The 14916-nt window shown below is 38.8% G+C and carries 22 protein-coding genes and 2 pseudogenes; 22 read left to right on the top strand and 2 right to left on the bottom strand.

Annotation, left to right across the window (positions count from 1 at the left end; genetic code table 11):
• The 14 genes and pseudogenes from JCM10596_RS03965 to JCM10596_RS03905 form a co-directional block, all read left to right on the top strand.
• On the top strand, positions 1-793 hold a 793-nt coding region (locus JCM10596_RS03965), incomplete at its 5' end, for an AAC(3) family N-acetyltransferase (protein WP_025026027.1).
• A gap of 17 nt (positions 794-810) precedes the next feature.
• Complete coding sequence (locus JCM10596_RS03960) at positions 811-1272, top strand: pyridoxamine 5'-phosphate oxidase family protein (protein ID WP_025026026.1); 462 nt, start codon at positions 811-813, stop codon at positions 1270-1272.
• The gene (locus JCM10596_RS03955) at positions 1262-1633 is read left to right on the top strand and encodes a hypothetical protein (RefSeq protein WP_025026025.1); all 372 of its coding nucleotides are present in this window, start codon (positions 1262-1264) and stop codon (positions 1631-1633) included. The genes JCM10596_RS03960 and JCM10596_RS03955 overlap by 11 nt, the downstream gene beginning before the upstream one ends.
• A 96-nt stretch (positions 1634-1729) precedes the next feature.
• On the top strand, positions 1730-2338 hold the full coding sequence (locus tag JCM10596_RS03950; RefSeq protein WP_025026024.1) for a transglutaminase-like domain-containing protein: 609 nt from the start codon (positions 1730-1732) through the stop codon (positions 2336-2338).
• A gap of 98 nt (positions 2339-2436) precedes the next feature.
• Entirely contained in the window at positions 2437-2955 is a 519-nt protein-coding gene (locus JCM10596_RS03945) for a GNAT family N-acetyltransferase (protein ID WP_025026023.1), read from the top strand.
• 1 nt (position 2956) lies between these two features.
• Positions 2957-3468, top strand: a pseudogene (locus tag JCM10596_RS23700) (GNAT family N-acetyltransferase).
• Positions 3447-4256: a GNAT family N-acetyltransferase gene (locus tag JCM10596_RS27470; RefSeq protein WP_025026022.1), complete on the top strand. Its 810-nt coding sequence runs from the start codon at positions 3447-3449 to the stop codon at positions 4254-4256. Before JCM10596_RS23700 ends, JCM10596_RS27470 begins: the two are co-directional and overlap by 22 nt.
• Before the next feature lie 28 nt (positions 4257-4284).
• The gene (locus tag JCM10596_RS29695; protein ID WP_199900107.1) at positions 4285-4731 is read left to right on the top strand and encodes a class I SAM-dependent methyltransferase; all 447 of its coding nucleotides are present in this window, start codon (positions 4285-4287) and stop codon (positions 4729-4731) included.
• Positions 4728-5069, top strand: coding sequence for a hypothetical protein (locus JCM10596_RS29690; protein ID WP_234410392.1), 342 nt, complete (start codon positions 4728-4730; stop codon positions 5067-5069). Before JCM10596_RS29695 ends, JCM10596_RS29690 begins: the two co-directional genes overlap by 4 nt.
• Positions 5070-5079: 10 nt before the next feature.
• Complete coding sequence (locus JCM10596_RS03925) at positions 5080-5307, top strand: hypothetical protein (RefSeq protein WP_025026021.1); 228 nt, start codon at positions 5080-5082, stop codon at positions 5305-5307.
• Complete coding sequence (locus tag JCM10596_RS03920) at positions 5304-5726, top strand: hypothetical protein (protein ID WP_025026020.1); 423 nt, start codon at positions 5304-5306, stop codon at positions 5724-5726. Before JCM10596_RS03925 ends, JCM10596_RS03920 begins: the two co-directional genes overlap by 4 nt.
• A 47-nt stretch (positions 5727-5773) precedes the next feature.
• On the top strand, positions 5774-6316 hold the full coding sequence (locus JCM10596_RS03915) for a GNAT family N-acetyltransferase (protein WP_025026019.1): 543 nt from the start codon (positions 5774-5776) through the stop codon (positions 6314-6316).
• A gap of 2 nt (positions 6317-6318) precedes the next feature.
• Positions 6319-6585, top strand: a pseudogene (locus JCM10596_RS03910) (DUF2332 family protein); the annotation flags it as partial.
• Positions 6586-6649: 64 nt separating this feature from the next.
• Positions 6650-7432, top strand: a complete 783-nt coding sequence (locus tag JCM10596_RS03905; protein ID WP_025026017.1) for a PhzF family phenazine biosynthesis protein — start codon at positions 6650-6652, stop codon at positions 7430-7432.
• A 40-nt stretch (positions 7433-7472) separates the two neighbouring features.
• Here the strand turns inward: JCM10596_RS03905 and JCM10596_RS03900 are convergent, their stop codons facing one another.
• Positions 7473-7916, bottom strand: coding sequence for a YaiI/YqxD family protein (locus JCM10596_RS03900; protein ID WP_025026016.1), 444 nt, complete (start codon positions 7914-7916; stop codon positions 7473-7475).
• Between the two features lie 61 nt (positions 7917-7977).
• Here JCM10596_RS03900 and JCM10596_RS27465 point away from each other — a divergent pair, with 61 nt between their 5' ends.
• The 8 genes from JCM10596_RS27465 (at position 7978) to JCM10596_RS03855 (ending at position 13504) form a co-directional block, all read left to right on the top strand.
• Positions 7978-8928 carry a DoxX-like family protein gene (locus tag JCM10596_RS27465; protein WP_051541157.1) on the top strand — a complete coding sequence of 317 codons (951 nt, stop codon included), beginning with the start codon at positions 7978-7980 and terminating at the stop codon, positions 8926-8928.
• Positions 8925-9683, top strand: a complete 759-nt coding sequence (locus JCM10596_RS03885; protein WP_025026015.1) for a DUF2071 domain-containing protein — start codon at positions 8925-8927, stop codon at positions 9681-9683. The genes JCM10596_RS27465 and JCM10596_RS03885 overlap by 4 nt, the downstream gene beginning before the upstream one ends.
• Positions 9680-10588, top strand: coding sequence for an SDR family oxidoreductase (locus JCM10596_RS03880; RefSeq protein WP_025026014.1), 909 nt, complete (start codon positions 9680-9682; stop codon positions 10586-10588). The genes JCM10596_RS03885 and JCM10596_RS03880 overlap by 4 nt, the downstream gene beginning before the upstream one ends.
• 53 nt (positions 10589-10641) lie before the next feature.
• The gene (locus JCM10596_RS23675; RefSeq protein ID WP_025026013.1) at positions 10642-11331 is read left to right on the top strand and encodes a glucosaminidase domain-containing protein; all 690 of its coding nucleotides are present in this window, start codon (positions 10642-10644) and stop codon (positions 11329-11331) included.
• 106 nt (positions 11332-11437) lie between these two features.
• Positions 11438-11659, top strand: coding sequence for a hypothetical protein (locus tag JCM10596_RS03870; protein ID WP_025026012.1), 222 nt, complete (start codon positions 11438-11440; stop codon positions 11657-11659).
• 272 nt (positions 11660-11931) lie between these two features.
• Positions 11932-12702 (top strand): DUF3891 family protein, encoded by a 771-nt coding sequence (locus JCM10596_RS03865; protein ID WP_025026011.1) that lies wholly within the window; start codon positions 11932-11934, stop codon positions 12700-12702.
• Between the two features lie 5 nt (positions 12703-12707).
• Complete coding sequence (locus JCM10596_RS03860) at positions 12708-13091, top strand: VOC family protein (RefSeq protein WP_025026010.1); 384 nt, start codon at positions 12708-12710, stop codon at positions 13089-13091.
• A gap of 80 nt (positions 13092-13171) precedes the next feature.
• Positions 13172-13504: a low molecular weight protein tyrosine phosphatase family protein gene (locus JCM10596_RS03855; protein WP_025026009.1), complete on the top strand. Its 333-nt coding sequence runs from the start codon at positions 13172-13174 to the stop codon at positions 13502-13504.
• 26 nt (positions 13505-13530) lie between these two features.
• Here the strand turns inward: JCM10596_RS03855 and JCM10596_RS03850 are convergent, their stop codons facing one another.
• Positions 13531-14910, bottom strand: coding sequence for a PepSY-associated TM helix domain-containing protein (locus tag JCM10596_RS03850; protein WP_025026008.1), 1380 nt, complete (start codon positions 14908-14910; stop codon positions 13531-13533).
• Positions 14911-14916: the final 6 nt, after the last annotated feature.

Raw genomic sequence — 14916 nt, 5'->3', positions numbered from 1 at the left:
CGTTATACAACGGACTAAAACATTACAGACAAGAGAAACCCTAGCAAATGATCTAAGAAAATTAGGATTAGTCGCAGGAATGACAGTGATTGTTCATTCTTCACTAAGCTCTATTGGCTGGGTGAATGGAGGACCAGTAGCTGTTGTACAAGCCTTAATGGATGTAATTACACCAGAAGGAACCATTGTCATGCCAACTCATTCAGGAGAGAATTCGGACCCTTCTACTTGGGGCAATCCACCGGTACCAGAGGAGTGGTGGTCAGAGATCAGAAACACAATGCCAGCCTTTGATCCGCAAATTTCTCCAACAAGGATGATGGGGAAAGTGGTCGAAGTATTTCGAGCTTATCCAGGAGTAACAAGAAGCTATCACCCGACACTATCTTTTGCGGCATGGGGAAAGCATGCTCAAATAGTGACAGCAAATCATTCGCTCGATTTTGGACTTGGTGAGGGATCTCCTCTTGCCAGAATCTATGAACTAAATGGGTATGTATTGCTACTAGGAGTGAGTCATGAAAATAATACATCCTTTCATTTAGCTGAGAATCGGATGGGGCAACGAAGGATTATTGAAGAAGGTTCACCGATTTTAAAAGATGGTCAGAGAGTCTGGGAGGTTTTTAAGAATATTGAGATGGATTCGGATGTTTTTGAGAAAATCGGAGAGGAGTTTGAGCAGAAGTATAAGGTTTCCTATGGTCAAGTTGGTATCGCCCCATCACGTTTATTTAACCAGAAGGATTGCGTTGATTTTGCCCAGCGTTGGTTTGAACAATCTAATACTTAGTAGAGGAGAGTAATATTGTGAAGATCATTCGAGATAAAAAACGAAGCTTTGAATTAGAAGAATTCTTAAGGAAACCTTTGTTTGCCCATCTATCAACGATGTCTGATGAAGGGCCGCGTGATTCACCTGTTTGGTTTCACTGGGAACAGGATCATCTTTGGATTATAGGAGACACTTCATCGGATAGTTTTCCAGGGAGAATTGAAAGAGATTCGCGATGTGCAGTTGGAATCATTGAGTATGAACAGCAGAGCGGGAAAGTTCTTCATGCAGGATTTAGAGGGCACGCAACCGTGGAATCATTTGATCCAGATATAGCTAGTAGCCTATTGTCGCGTTATCTAGGCACTAATGAAGAGGAGTGGGACCCAAGGTTTAGAAGCTTTAGCCGAACAAATGTGTTGATACGTTTTGTACCTGAAACAATAGTCGTGCGAGATCAGTCCTATAGGAAGGGTGATGAACAACATGTCAAATAGGGATCAGTTTGAAATCGTCTTTATGAATCTAAAGAACATCTTAAAAACCTATGAAACGGAAATGAAGGTGATGATAGATCAAGCTGATCACTATTATCTGGATACTTATAAGGTTAATGAAAAGAACAAACTTCCGATTTTCTTTGCTTCCACCCAAATCAAAAAAAATTATGTCAGCTATTATTTGATGCCTGTGTATGCGTATCCAGAATTGTTAGAGGGTATATCTGATAAATTAAAAAAGAGAATGCAGGGAAAATCATGTTTTAATTTTAAAGTAGTCGATGAAGATCTTGTTGAAGAGCTGAAGCAGCTAACAATTAAAGGCTATCAGAAGTATAGAAAAGAGCAGTTGGTTTAGAGGAGGTAAAACTATTTAGAAATACATTAGTCCTTAATTGAATTTTAATTTAATATAATGTATATTTATACAATTAATATATAGGGAGGACTAATTATGGAATTAATACTCGAGTCAAGAGAGGTCAAGGATTATTTAGAAGAAAATGAGGTGATTAATTACTCACACCCATCGATTCAGAATAAAATAATGGAATTATGTAATGCTCAGCAGTCCGACGTTGACAAGGCGAAGGCAGCTTTTGAATTCGTTAGAGATCATATTTCTCATTCGTGGGACATACAAAGTAACAGAGTCGTTCAAAAGGCTTCAGATGTCCTTCATTATCGGGAAGGAATATGTTATGCAAAATCTAATCTTTTGTGTGCTTTGCTAAGGGGACAAGGGATTCCTACAGGTTTTTGTTATCAGAGGCTTATGCTCTTTGATACCCCTGATCAAGGATATAGTCTTCACGCTTTCAATGCAGTGTATTTAGCTTCCTTAGATAAGTGGGTGCGGCTTGATGCTCGTGGAAACAAACCAGGTGTACAGGCTGAGTTCTCAATCGAAAAAGAAAGGCTAGCATTTCGTGTCAATGAAGCTCTGGAAGAAAAGGATTATCCAATCATTTTTTCTGAACCAAACCAAAAGACAATGTCTATTCTAGAAAAACATTCAAATGCCATAGACATGTATCAGCATGGCTTACCCGATGACTTGTAAAGTAGACTAATCAGACAAAGTAGATGATATCTACTGAAAATCATAGGTTAGAAGATCATTCTTACTAATTTTTGACGAAACAGAAAGGGAGTTACTATATGGAAATACGGCGAGCTAAAGCTGGAGATGAAAACGGAATAGCTAGGGTGCACGTGGAGAGTTGGCGAACGACATATAGAGGGATTATGCGTGATGAAATGTTAGATAATCTTTCAGTTGAAAGAAGAGAACAGTATTGGAAAAATGAAATAGATTTAAATAAGGTGTTATACGTAGCGGTGGATGAAAAAAGAATCGTTGGTTTTGCCAGCGGAGGAAAGAGTCGCTCAACGGAGTATGACTACGATGGAGAGCTATATGCGATATACCTCTTAGAAGATTATCAGCAAAAAGGGATTGGTAGAAAGCTAATCTCAGAGGTAGCACAGGAGCTCCGTAATCTGGGTTATCAATCCATGATCGTCTGGGTATTAAGTAAGAATCCATCCAAAACAGTTTACGAGAAACTAGGTGCTCTAGCCTTTGATTCAAAGGATATTGATATCGCTGGAGATTGGTTCAAAGAAGAGGTTTTGGTCTGGAAGGATCTAAATCAAATCATTCGCAAGGAGAGATAGGATGAACTTTCGAACAGCTCAAGCAACGGATTACAACATCATTCATTCCAAGATAAATGAATGGTGGGGCGGCAGAAACTTGTCAGATATGTTACCTAAGCTCTTTTTCATTCATTTTTCAGAAAATAGTTTTGTTATAGAGGAAAACAAGAAAATCATAGGTTTTTTAGTAGGTTTTATCTCGCAATCGTATCCAGACGAAGCCTATATACATTTTGTTGGAATAGATCCCGAATATAGAGATCGTGGTTTAGGAAGGAAGCTGTATACACTATTTATGGAAACGATAAGGCTAAGGGCTGTAGCACCATTCGATGTGTTACCTCACCAGTGAACAAGACATCCATCAAATTTCATCAGAGAATGGGTTTTGAAATAGAATCAGGAGATGAAGTCATCGATGGTGTACCTGTTACGAAAGATTATGATGGCATTGGTGGAGCACGGGTCTTGTTTAAGAAGACATTTAACGACTATGTAGGAGAAAAGGAATGTTTAAACATAAAATCATGAATGAAACAGAACGAACTTGGTTAAAGCAACTCGTTTGTAAAGATAAGGACTTACTATTCTACAGCTATTTGACAAGTAGAAAATCAAATACCATTTTTTTTGGTCAATATGATCAGGGACAATTGACTTCTGTATTGGCGTATCTAAAAGGTCTATCATTTCATGCTTTTGCTTATTATAGAGCAAGTGAAGTAAATCCGGATCTTGAAGAATTAATAAGGTATGCATATAAGGAGCTTAAACTGTCTTTTGACGAAGTGGGGTCAACGATCGTCAATGACAATGATCTCGTTCAATTCCAAAAACAAAAATTACTTTACGGTACACCAAAACAAGAGATAGTAATGAAATATAGCTTTTTAGAGAAGGAAGAAGAAGATCTTTCTTTTCAATCTGAAATCATTAAAGAAAAAGATTTTGCTCAAGTCAGTAAATTACTGAAAGAAGCGGGAATGCCATTTTTTGATGAAGCATCATTACATACTTCCCCATATGTAGCTATTAAAAATGATCAGAATAAGATAGTGGCTGTGGGAGGTTTCCATCTGTTTGATCATGAGATTGTTGAATTAGGTAATATTTGTACCCATCCTCTATATAGAAAAAATGGATATGGCAAAAAAATAACCAAACACCTTGTGTCAATGGGAAGAGAGAAAGGAAAAGACATCTATCTGTATGTATTTAGAGATAATAAACCTGCGATTGCAATGTATACGTTATTAGGATTTAGCGAACTGACATCCTTACATTTGATAGAATTCAAACCTCATATTTTTAATAAATAGGGAAGATAAATGTTGAGAGGTGAGTAGCATGGAAGTTTTATATAACCATATTGGCAAGAATTATGATGTGACTCGGCAAGCAGATCTTGAGATCGTAAATTGTTTAAAGAGGCATTTGCAAGTGGAAGAGGGGCTTGTTTTAGATGTTGCTTGTGGTACAGGAAATTATACGGTTGCTTTAAAAAATGCTGGTTTAGATATGGTTGGAGTTGATGTGTCCGACGAAATGATTAGGCAAGCTCAAGAAAAAATGAAGGAGATAAACTGGAATATAGCAGATGTGAAAAAATTACCTTTTTCAAGTCGGACGTTTAAGGGAGCGACTTGTATATTAGCGATCCATCATTTTGATCATTTGGTAGAGGCGTTTCAAGAGGTTTACAGAGTGATCGATGAAGGAAGATTTGTTATTTTTACTTCTTCTCCAGAACAGATGGACCGCTATTGGCTTAAGGAGTATTTTCCTGTAGCATGAAAGCCTCTGCAAAACAAATGCCAGCACTTTCAAGGGTAACAGAAGCTCTTCGAACAGCAGGCTTCGAAATCATTGGGAACGAAACTTTTTTAGTCCAACCAGATTTGAAGGATTTTTTCCTATACAGTGGAAAATATGATCCAGCCATGTATCTAGATCCAAAGGTCCGTTCTGGTATCTCTACTTTTGCGAATCTAGCTTCTCAAGAAGAGATAGAAGAGGGTTGTAGAAGATTACAACAAGACATAATGGATGGGAAGATTAAGAGTATTTTAAATACATACAGTAGTGATCATGGGGATTATGCTTTTATAGTAGCGGAAAAACGTACTATATAAAGGAGTAAAAATGAGTATCCAAATAAATAGACACAAACAAATTAGTCTGTTGATGATCGTTTTCATTTCGTCGATTTTGTTTTTTTCAGCCTGCAGCAACCAAACCGATCAAAAAACGCACCTCGCATATGTTTCAGCAAATATAGATGGGGCGTATGAACAAATGTTTAAAGAACTAAGCTTAGGGCTTATTTTTGATTTTAATTTAAAGCCTCTCTCAGAAGATCAGGCTGGGTGACTATGTGGGTTGAAGCCTATCATGATGGAGAAGTACAGGAGCCTACACAGTTAGTCAACCTTTCTTTTGAATTAGGCTCTGGTTCTGTCAAAGAAGGTCATATTGGTTTAGGGATGCTTTCTCCCAAAAGCGACTATTCGTCCCTTTTTTTATACTCTCCTTCTGGCAAATCTATTGTCAACAAAATAGATCCAAAGTTTTTTCCTCCTGAAGCTCCAGCTGCAACATGGGAATACGCTATTGGAAAGGAGCCAATAGCATTAGAAGCCGGTGAGCCACAATTATTAGCCGTGTATCGACAGGCAGAAAATTCACTAGGATCTTTTAACCTTCAAGATGAAAAAGAACTGGAACAGATGATTCAAGAGGATGCTGTGGTATTTCTACTTAAGATGAAAATTGAGGAACAAGAAGGGTAATATGAATAGATTTTTTTAAAAAAAAGCGAAATAAAAGGAGTAAAGCGATGTTTAAATATCAAATTACCGAAGAGATCTATCTAAGAATTCTAGAAGAGAGAGATGCCGAAGCTCTTTTTCATATTGTTGATCAATCCAGAGAATCATTGAGAGAGTGGTTAGCGTGGCTAGATCATAGCCAGAGTGTTCAAGATTCACAAGAGTTTATTAAATTAACGTTACAACGCTTTGCCACTAATGCAGGGTTTGATACTGGCATATTCTATCATCATAAATTGGTTGGAGTCATCGGATACCACGCTATAGATTGGAATTCAAAGAAAGTTACTATTGGGTATTGGCTAGGAACAGAGTTTCATGGCAAGGGAATTATGACACAGGCTTGTAGAGCCATGGTAGATTATGCTTTCAATGAATTAAATCTAAATAGAGTTGAAATTAGATGTGCAGTGGAAAACAAAAAATCTAGAGCGATTCCAGAAAGATTACATTTTGTAAATGAAGGATGCATTAGGCAAGCTGAATGGCTGTATGATCATTATGTAGATCACATTGTCTACGGGATGTTAAAAGAGGAATGGAAAGCTTAGTTTTAAGCAATTATTACCATAGTATAGTAGAAAATCCGCAAAAAGCTGAAGGGGTGTTCCTACCATTTCGAGATTTTTGTCACAGATATCGAGAAGAGATCATTTCTATCCTGAAGAATAAGCTTGTTCAAACCAATGAAGTGCGGAGATGTACATACTTATATCCAAGTTTTTGCTATATTTATAGTAAAGTAAATAAACCCCTGTCCTTCATTGAGATTGGAACCAGTTCAGGCTTACAGCTTCTTTGGGATCAGTATTGTTATTCTACAATGAAATCATGGCTGAAATAGATGGTCATGCACGATGGTTTGAATGGAAAGGAGAGAGGAAATGAAGATATACATAGTAGATGCTTTTACGGAACACCCTTATAAGGGCAATCCTGCCGCAGTCTGTATCTTAGATTCTGAAAAATCGGATCAGTGGATGCAGAATGTGGCGAGTGAGATGAATTTATCTGAAACGGCGTTCTTGATAGAGGAGAACGAAGGTTATTCCTTAAGGTGGTTTACACCAGAGGCAGAAGTTGATTTATGTGGTCATGCAACATTAGCAAGTGCCCATATTTTATGGGAAGAGTCCATTTTTTGCGGAGAAGAGGTGCGTTTTATAACCAAAAGCGGTTGGTTATCCGCCAAAAAGATCGGGCAATGGATTCAATTGAATTTCCCATTAGAAAGAGAACAAGAAAGTGAAGCACCAATTGAACTAGTTAAAGGGTTAGGAACCGATTTCATCTACGTTGGGAAGAACAGGCTGGATTATTTAGTAGAAGTAGAAGATGAGGAAACATTGAGAAATTTACAACCCAACTTCCACCTATTAAAAACGTTGAAATCTAGAGGAATTATTGTGACAAGTAAAGCTACCCGTTCCCAAGCTGATTTTGTTTCCCGTTGTTTCTATCCAGCACTAGGGGTAGATGAAGATCCTGTCACAGGGTCTGCCCATTGCTGTTTAGGTCCCTATTGGCAAAGGAAGCTCAATAAGAATGATCTTATTGCTATCCAATTATCTAAGAGAGAAGGATTACTCAAGTTAAGTGTTGGAACGGAGAGAATTCTCTTATCTGGGCAAGCAGTCACAACGTTACGAGGGGATTTGCTTAGATAAAAGTGATTCGTAGATGGGTTATGTTATCGATAAAAAGATTCTATAGTCTACCTTGAGAACAACACTCTATTAATACTTTCCTAAATTTCTCTTTATCTTCAGAGGTAAAAGGTTTCGGTCCTTTTGTCTTTCCGCCCGCTCGGCGCACTTTTGCTGAAACATGACGTTGGAATAAGAGCGAGTCTATATTATCGGTAGTATAGCGTTTTCCCGTGTGGTGAAGGGCCATGGCTCCTTTAGCTAAGACAATAGATGCTAAGCCATAATCTTGTGTAACCACAATATCTCCGGCTTTAACTCGATTCATAATAACCATGTCAGCAGCTTGGGCTATATTATCGACCATGATATTTTCTACTCCTGCTATGGGGCGACTATAATGTGAATAGCTGCATACCATGAGAATGGGCAACTGATAGGAATGTCCCACCTCAATAATAATATCTTTTACTGGACAAGCATCAGCATCAACAATAAGCTTCATGGTAATTTGACTCCCTTATTAATTCTTGGGTTTATTATAATACATCTTGAGGAGAAGAGATATGAAGATAGTAGATAGCAACATATTGAAGAAAAGTCTGGCAGATGAAGGTCGTGCACCTGATCTAGTCTTGTTACTTTGGATCATCTACATGGTGTGTAAAACAGCCCTTGGAATCGTCTGGATATGGGAAGGGCTTGTTCCTAAGATTCTTTTTCCATCAGTTGAAGAAATAGAGATGGTTGCAAGAACCCGTCTAGCTTGGTGGGACCCTGCTTCGTTTATCCCTTTTCTGGGAGTATGGGAGGTTGCCTTAGGATTACTTCTACTTATGGGGATTAGACCGAGAATCATGGCAAGTCTGTCGTTAGGGCTCCTGCTCTTCTTTACATTGGTTCTTCCTTTTTATGAACCTTCGTTATTGTATCATCCCTATGGTGCTATTACAAAGAACCTTGGCTTACTTTCGTGTTCCTTCGTTGTGATATTACTTGCTCCTCATGTCTCAAAGTCAGCCAACATTCTCACTAAGCCCTTGAGTCTGCTCTTTTTGGGTATCCTTGCCTTTGCTGGTTCAGCTATTTATGGAACGAGCCTGAGTCTTCTATTCCCGAGGTGGAGTGTAAGCAGCGGTTCACTGTGGATTATTTTATCGGCAGGTATTGGCTGGTTTGTTTTATGGGGAGGGACCTTCCTTCTCCATGGTAAAAAGGTTAATATGATTTCATTTATTGCTGTTTCACTCGCTGTCATGCGGTATGGGATCGTGGTCTTATTATTTGCTTCACTTGTGAATCTGTTTTTTTATTCATGGGGGCTAGAGTCAGGTCTGACCCTTATCATCCTTAATATCCTCATGGTCGTGATCTCAAATATCATCATGGGCTATGTGTTCGTCCAAAAGCTGAAAGAACAATCATTAACAGTAAAGCAATCTCTTTTATTATGGATGGTCTTCTTGAATGGTGCGGGTGCTGTTCTATTTACTATTTTTTGGAGGGTTTTACCATGAAAAAGAATCCGATCACTGTCGCCGGAAAACTAGATCAATGCTTTCTATTTATGTATAGGTGTCCCGTTGAAATGGTTCGAAACTATATTCCCCCCATATTTGAAATCGTCACCTATAGAGGTCAGGCGATTATTGGAGTGGTTGTTTCAGACTTAAAGCAGATGCGTCCTTATTATTTTCCTAAGTGGACGGGAGTAAGCTATTCTCACATTGCTTATCGGGTATATGTGCGTTACACTCCACCTGGTAAGCCTACTTTACAGGGTCTTTATTTTGTAAGGAGTGATGCGAACAGTGCGTTCATGAAATGGTCGGGAAATCTCTTAACCAATTACCAGTTTCACAGAGCAAATATTTACATTCATAGGACATCAGATCAGTTTACGGTGCGAGTTAACCATTCAGATGATGGTCTGGGGAATGCTGAAGCCGTCCTTGAATTGGCTGAATTAGATAAACTAGCATCGGATTCCATTTTTCCTACATTAGATGAAGCGAAGAGAGTGTTGCATTATGAGCCCTATGCTTTTGCAGTAGATGAATCTAGAAGGGTGATCAATGTCGTCAAAGTAACAAGGGATGAGACAAAATGGGTCGAAACACCAGTCGTTCAAAAACAAGCGAAGTTTGACTATTTAGACCATCTCTTTGGAAACACTCTGCACCATGAATTAACGCTCTGTGTCAATTCCATTGAGTATCGTTGGGATAAGGCAGTAGAGTATCCTCTTTGTAGGAAGGAAGTTGGAAAATGAGGAATAAAAGCATCAGCTCATCTGAGGATGAGAAAGGACAGATCAAACAACCCATTGCTTTTGTCACAGGGACTTCAAGCGGATTCGGATTATTATCCAGCGTAGCCTTGGCCCAAAATGGGTATTATGTAGTAGCCACAATGAGGAATGTGGAAAAGAAGGGGGAGCTGATGGCAAGGGCAAAAGAAGCGGGAGTTAATCATTCGATTGAGGTGGTACAATTGGATGTTACCTGCTTTGATCAAGCAGAAGCCGTTGTCCATGCCATTGGGGAGAAACTGGGAAGAATTGATTTACTGTTAAATAATGCGGGATATGGCTCAGGTGGATTTGTTGAGGATGTCCCCCTTTCTGATTGGCAACAAATTATGGATACGAATGTGTTAGGTCTTGTGGCTGTGACCAAAGCCGTGATTCCTTACATGAGAGAACAGAAAAAAGGACTTATTATCAATATGAGCAGTATCAGTGGTCTTTTTGGTTCTCCAGTATTAAGCCCTTACGTTTCTTCAAAATTTGCTGTTGAAGGCTTTAGTGAATCACTGCGCTTTGAATTGCTTCCTTATGGCATTTATACGGTTTTAGTTGAACCGGGCTCGTATCAAACGGAGATCTGGTCGAAAGCGCTCAACACGCTTTCTTCTGAAGGAAAGTCATCTGCCTACGCTAATGAAATGGAACGAATGGTTGGACATGTCAGTGAAATTGCTCGTCAAGCGCCTCCACCTCATGAAGTAATAGAACTGATTATCAAGATTACGAAAAAAAAGAAACCAGCTCTCCGCTATCCTGTGGGGAAAGGGGTTAAAAGCTTTAGCTTACTAAAAAAGATCCTGCCATGGAGTGTAATAGAACGAATCGTGATGGCTCAGCTAAAACAAATATTTGGAAGGAAGAACGTCTAAAGACAAACACACATAAACTATAGTGATGACTTCAAATAAAAGGAGAAATGCATGTGAGTACACATACGAAAACTCCAATTATGGGAGCTTCTATCGCTACGAGTGAACAAATGTACCAATTTGCTCGATCAGTCAATCCGGCATTTCCTAGAGATCTAGCTCAGCTATATCTTGAAATCGGCGCTAGGTATTCTGTTAGAGGAGATATTGCCTTTGCTCAAATGATAAAGGAAACAGGGTATCATCGGTTTGGTGGAGATGTCCTTCCCAGTCAATATAATTATGCTGGCATCGGAGCTGTTGGCGGAGGGGCAAGAGGAGCTTTTTTTCAAAATCCAAGAGAGGGAGTAACCGCTCATATTCAACATCTCTACGCCTATGCCAGCAAAGCACCTCTACCCGAAGGAGAAGTGTTAGTAAACCCAAGATTTTACCTTGTCACGAGAGGAATTGCCCCTCATTGGGAGGATCTGAATGGCAGATGGGCTGTTCCGGGGGTGAATTATGGTCAGGAGATTGTAGACATCTATAGGAGAATGATTAGAACAGCTGTTGTTGAGCCACAACCTACTCCAAGTGAACCAGAAACCACCATTCCTCCTTCGATAACAGCTAGGGTACCTGTCTGGGCTAGACCCACTATTCAAAAGCTAATGGACAAAGGAGTTCTTCATCAGCCAGAAGGAGATGAGAGCTTTTACCGGGTGCTAGTTATACTGGATCGTTTAAACAAGTTAGATTGATCAGAAGAAGTCGGAACCTAGAAAGCTTGAAAAAAAGGCATACCGAGAATAGAAGAGTCTTTTTTGCCTCAGAATAAAAGCATCAAATATACTGGAGGTAGAAAAGATGAATCAATTAGATCAACAAGATATAACGGTGATAGAGCAAGCTTTGATGGAGGCAATGAACAACACCTCAGATTATCAGGTGATAAGTGCTTATCAGGATGTACTGAATAAGCTAAAAGAAGAAGGAGTAGAATCAGCACTCTCAATGAAAAAAGGTGCTGAACAAGTCCAAGCAATCGACGGGTTTCGCTATGACTATGACGACTCAACAGATGTCTAACCTTAAGAAGCCATAAAGTAATCTCAAAGTCCTTGTTCAACTGGGAGGAATTTTTCTAATCAGAGGGCAAGGGCTTTTTAGTGTCCAGAAAATTTACACTGCACAAATAGAATGGTAAAAATATACTGATGTTATTAGAAATGGTATACTAGAAATACTACCAAAATGCTGGGGTAAGGAGATCAAAAAAATTTTAATCAGGTTCTAACTATAAGGTGCAGTAAAAAAACATCTGACGGAAGTCTACTTTATAGGATTGGGTGGGGAGAAATTTGATAGTACGCGAAACAAAAGATAGCTTCATCTTAATAAAACAACATGACCATGCCCAGATATCGGGACAGCTAGCAGAAAACTGGAACGAAGATCTTTCAGATACAAAGAAAGATCTTCTATTTGCCATATATCAACACGACAGAGGGTGGATAGATTTAGATGATACCCCTTTTTGGAATGATCAAAATAAGAGTCCTTATTCTTTTTTAGATTTCCCCTTTACTACAAAAGTAGTACATTATAAGCATGGAATTGACCAGATTGAAGCGGAAAGCCCTTACGCAGCATTAATTTGCAGTCTTCATTATCATTCTATTGTAAGTTTTAATCCTGAAGAGGGTAGCTGGTTTTTACAACATGAAAATAACAGACAACAGAAATTAAAAGCTAGCCTTAAGATAGATTCACATCATAAAATAAGGAAAATGGAGTATGGGTATCAATTACTGAAATTTTGTGATCGCATGTCGATCTATTTGTGTGTCAATGAACCAGGAATTAGTAAAGAAGATGAATATGAACTATATAAAAATGGCTTTAAAGACTCCGAATTATTTCGTATAACAAATGGAAAGAGGATCATAGCAAACTGGATGAATACCAACCATGTTTCACTAACTCCTTTTCCATTTAGGCATCATTTTGACATTAGAATCCTATATAAAGAAGTATTTAAGGATGACATTATGAAAAAGGGAATTGTTAAAGCATACATAGATGCTGAATGTAAGGAAAATACAGTAAACATTACGGACAGGAAGGATTGAACTCAATGATTGAAGTGCAAAAAATACATCACATCACAATAGCAACGAAAAACTTAGAAAAAGCGAAAGAATTTTATTCTGAGATTCTTGGATTTAAAGAAATCGAACGTCCCCAGTTTCAATCTAATGGTGCTTGGTATGCAATAGGGGAACAACAATTACATGTAGTCGAGAACCCAGATAGTGAAACCCTTCGATTAATGGGGATTAATTCGTTGGAAGGACATTTTTCAATTTGGGTAAAAAGCTTCAGTCAAACATTGCAGTTTTTAAAAGAGGCGGGAATAAAATTCGAGGTAGAATCAGATAGTGTGGCAGGATTTTCGCAAGTGTACATCACAGATAGAGATCAAAATATCATTGAATTTGCTGCAAGTTATCATTCGTAAGCTAGATATTAGACAAGGGATAGTAAGAATGGTAAGAGAAAAAAGGGTAAAAGATGTAGCACGTTGGGAAGGTGAAAGAAATAAAGATATTATTTGTTTGTAGTCAAAATAAATGGAGAAGTTTAACAGCAGAGAAGATTTTTCAAGGGGTAAGTGGCTATGATGTAAGATCCGCAGGGACAGAGGATAGAGCAAGGATTAAGGTTACCGAAGGGCATATTGGTTGGGCTGATGTTATCTTTGTAATGGAAAAGAAGCACCAGAGAAGACTACAAGATAAGTTCAAAAGTAGTCTTCTGAATAAACAACTCATTTGTCTTCATATTCCAGACGAATATGAATATATGGATGAGGAACTAGTTGGTTTATTGCAATCTAGTGTTTCTGAATACATCGAGTTCCCAGCAAATTGAGAGTAGATAAGTGGCTTATTGAACGATTACCCTATCCATTGTTTTAATTTAGGTAGTCGATTAAGAAGTAGCCAATCGAATAACAAAACTACAATCAAGGATATCCCTACCAAGGGGAAGAATAAACTGAAAGCGATAATAATAAGAACAAGCGTTTTGGAAACAGTGGTGCTGTTTGGTGCTGCTGGAGCCCCTAGCTTTCCTTTCGGTTTTCTCTTCCACCACATGATCAGTCCACTTACTGCGATAAAAACGATTCCGATACATACGAATAAACATAATAGTTGATTAGCTAATCCGAAATACCGACCTTCATGTAGAGCAATCCCAATAGAAATGGCTTTAGCTAATGGACCATAATCTGAAAACCGAATATCTGTTAAAACTTCACTGCTGTATTGATCAATATGTAGGGTAGCTTGTCCTTCAGGCTTCTTAGGGCGAATGGATACAGTGTAAACGCCTGTATCTCCTCGCGGAAGTGAAATGGTGTAATCATTGTCTAATGATTTCTCTTCCAGTATTTTGATTGCGTTTTCAATGGGGATGGTTACCGTCCCTTCCTGGAGAGAATTCGGTACTGGTACTTGCTCGGTGGCCCACGACACCTCAGCTATGTCTTTTGTTGGTATAGTTGATTGCGGAGGGGCAGATAAGGCGGCAGGACGACCCGTATTAGTTGCCGTAGATATTTTTTGAATGGCTTCTCCCCATACACCTGACCAAGGTAGTCCAGTGAAAATTAAGATCAAAATCAGTCCTGACAGCCAAATACCTGTAACGACATGAATATCTCGCCAAAAAATACGTTTTCCATTCGAAAAACGAGGAATCAAAGTTCCGAATAACGATCTGTTCCCCCGAGGCCACCATAAGTAGATCCCTGTTACAATTAGAATCACAGCCCAGCAGGATGCAAGTTCAACCAGTCGATCTCCAGTTTTTCCGATCATCAATTCCCCGTGTAATTCTTTAATGATAACCATGAAACGCTGATCATTATTGACCTCTCCTGTAACTTGACCATTATAGGGATTAACATAAATCGATTTTGACTCTCCATTTTCTATTACTTTGATTTCAGTTGCTCGATCTTGCATAGTGCTAGGTGAGTAACTCGTGATGTTTGCAGTAGGATAAGCATTTTTCACTGCTTCAATCTGCTGTGTTGCTGTCCATTTTTCAGACTGAGCTTGAATGGTTATAGCGTCACGATATAACCATTCTTCGATTTGAGGCTTGAACAAATAGATTCCACCAGTGATCGCAAGGATGATCAAAAATGGGGCAAAAATGAACCCAGCATAAAAATGCCATCTCCAGATGGTGGCATACCAAGAAGGGGTGGCTGCCACCTGAGGTTGTTTCTTAGTTTCTTTAACTTCTAGTTGTTGGTTTGAATGCACGTAGTA

It is taken from the genome of Caldalkalibacillus mannanilyticus JCM 10596, assembly GCF_000615945.1.
GTDB classification, from domain to species: Bacteria; Bacillota; Bacilli; order Caldalkalibacillales; family JCM-10596; genus Bacillus_AT; species Bacillus_AT mannanilyticus.
The sequence above is the reverse complement of the archived record's forward strand: the minus strand, read 5'-3'. Positions and strand labels throughout refer to the sequence as shown.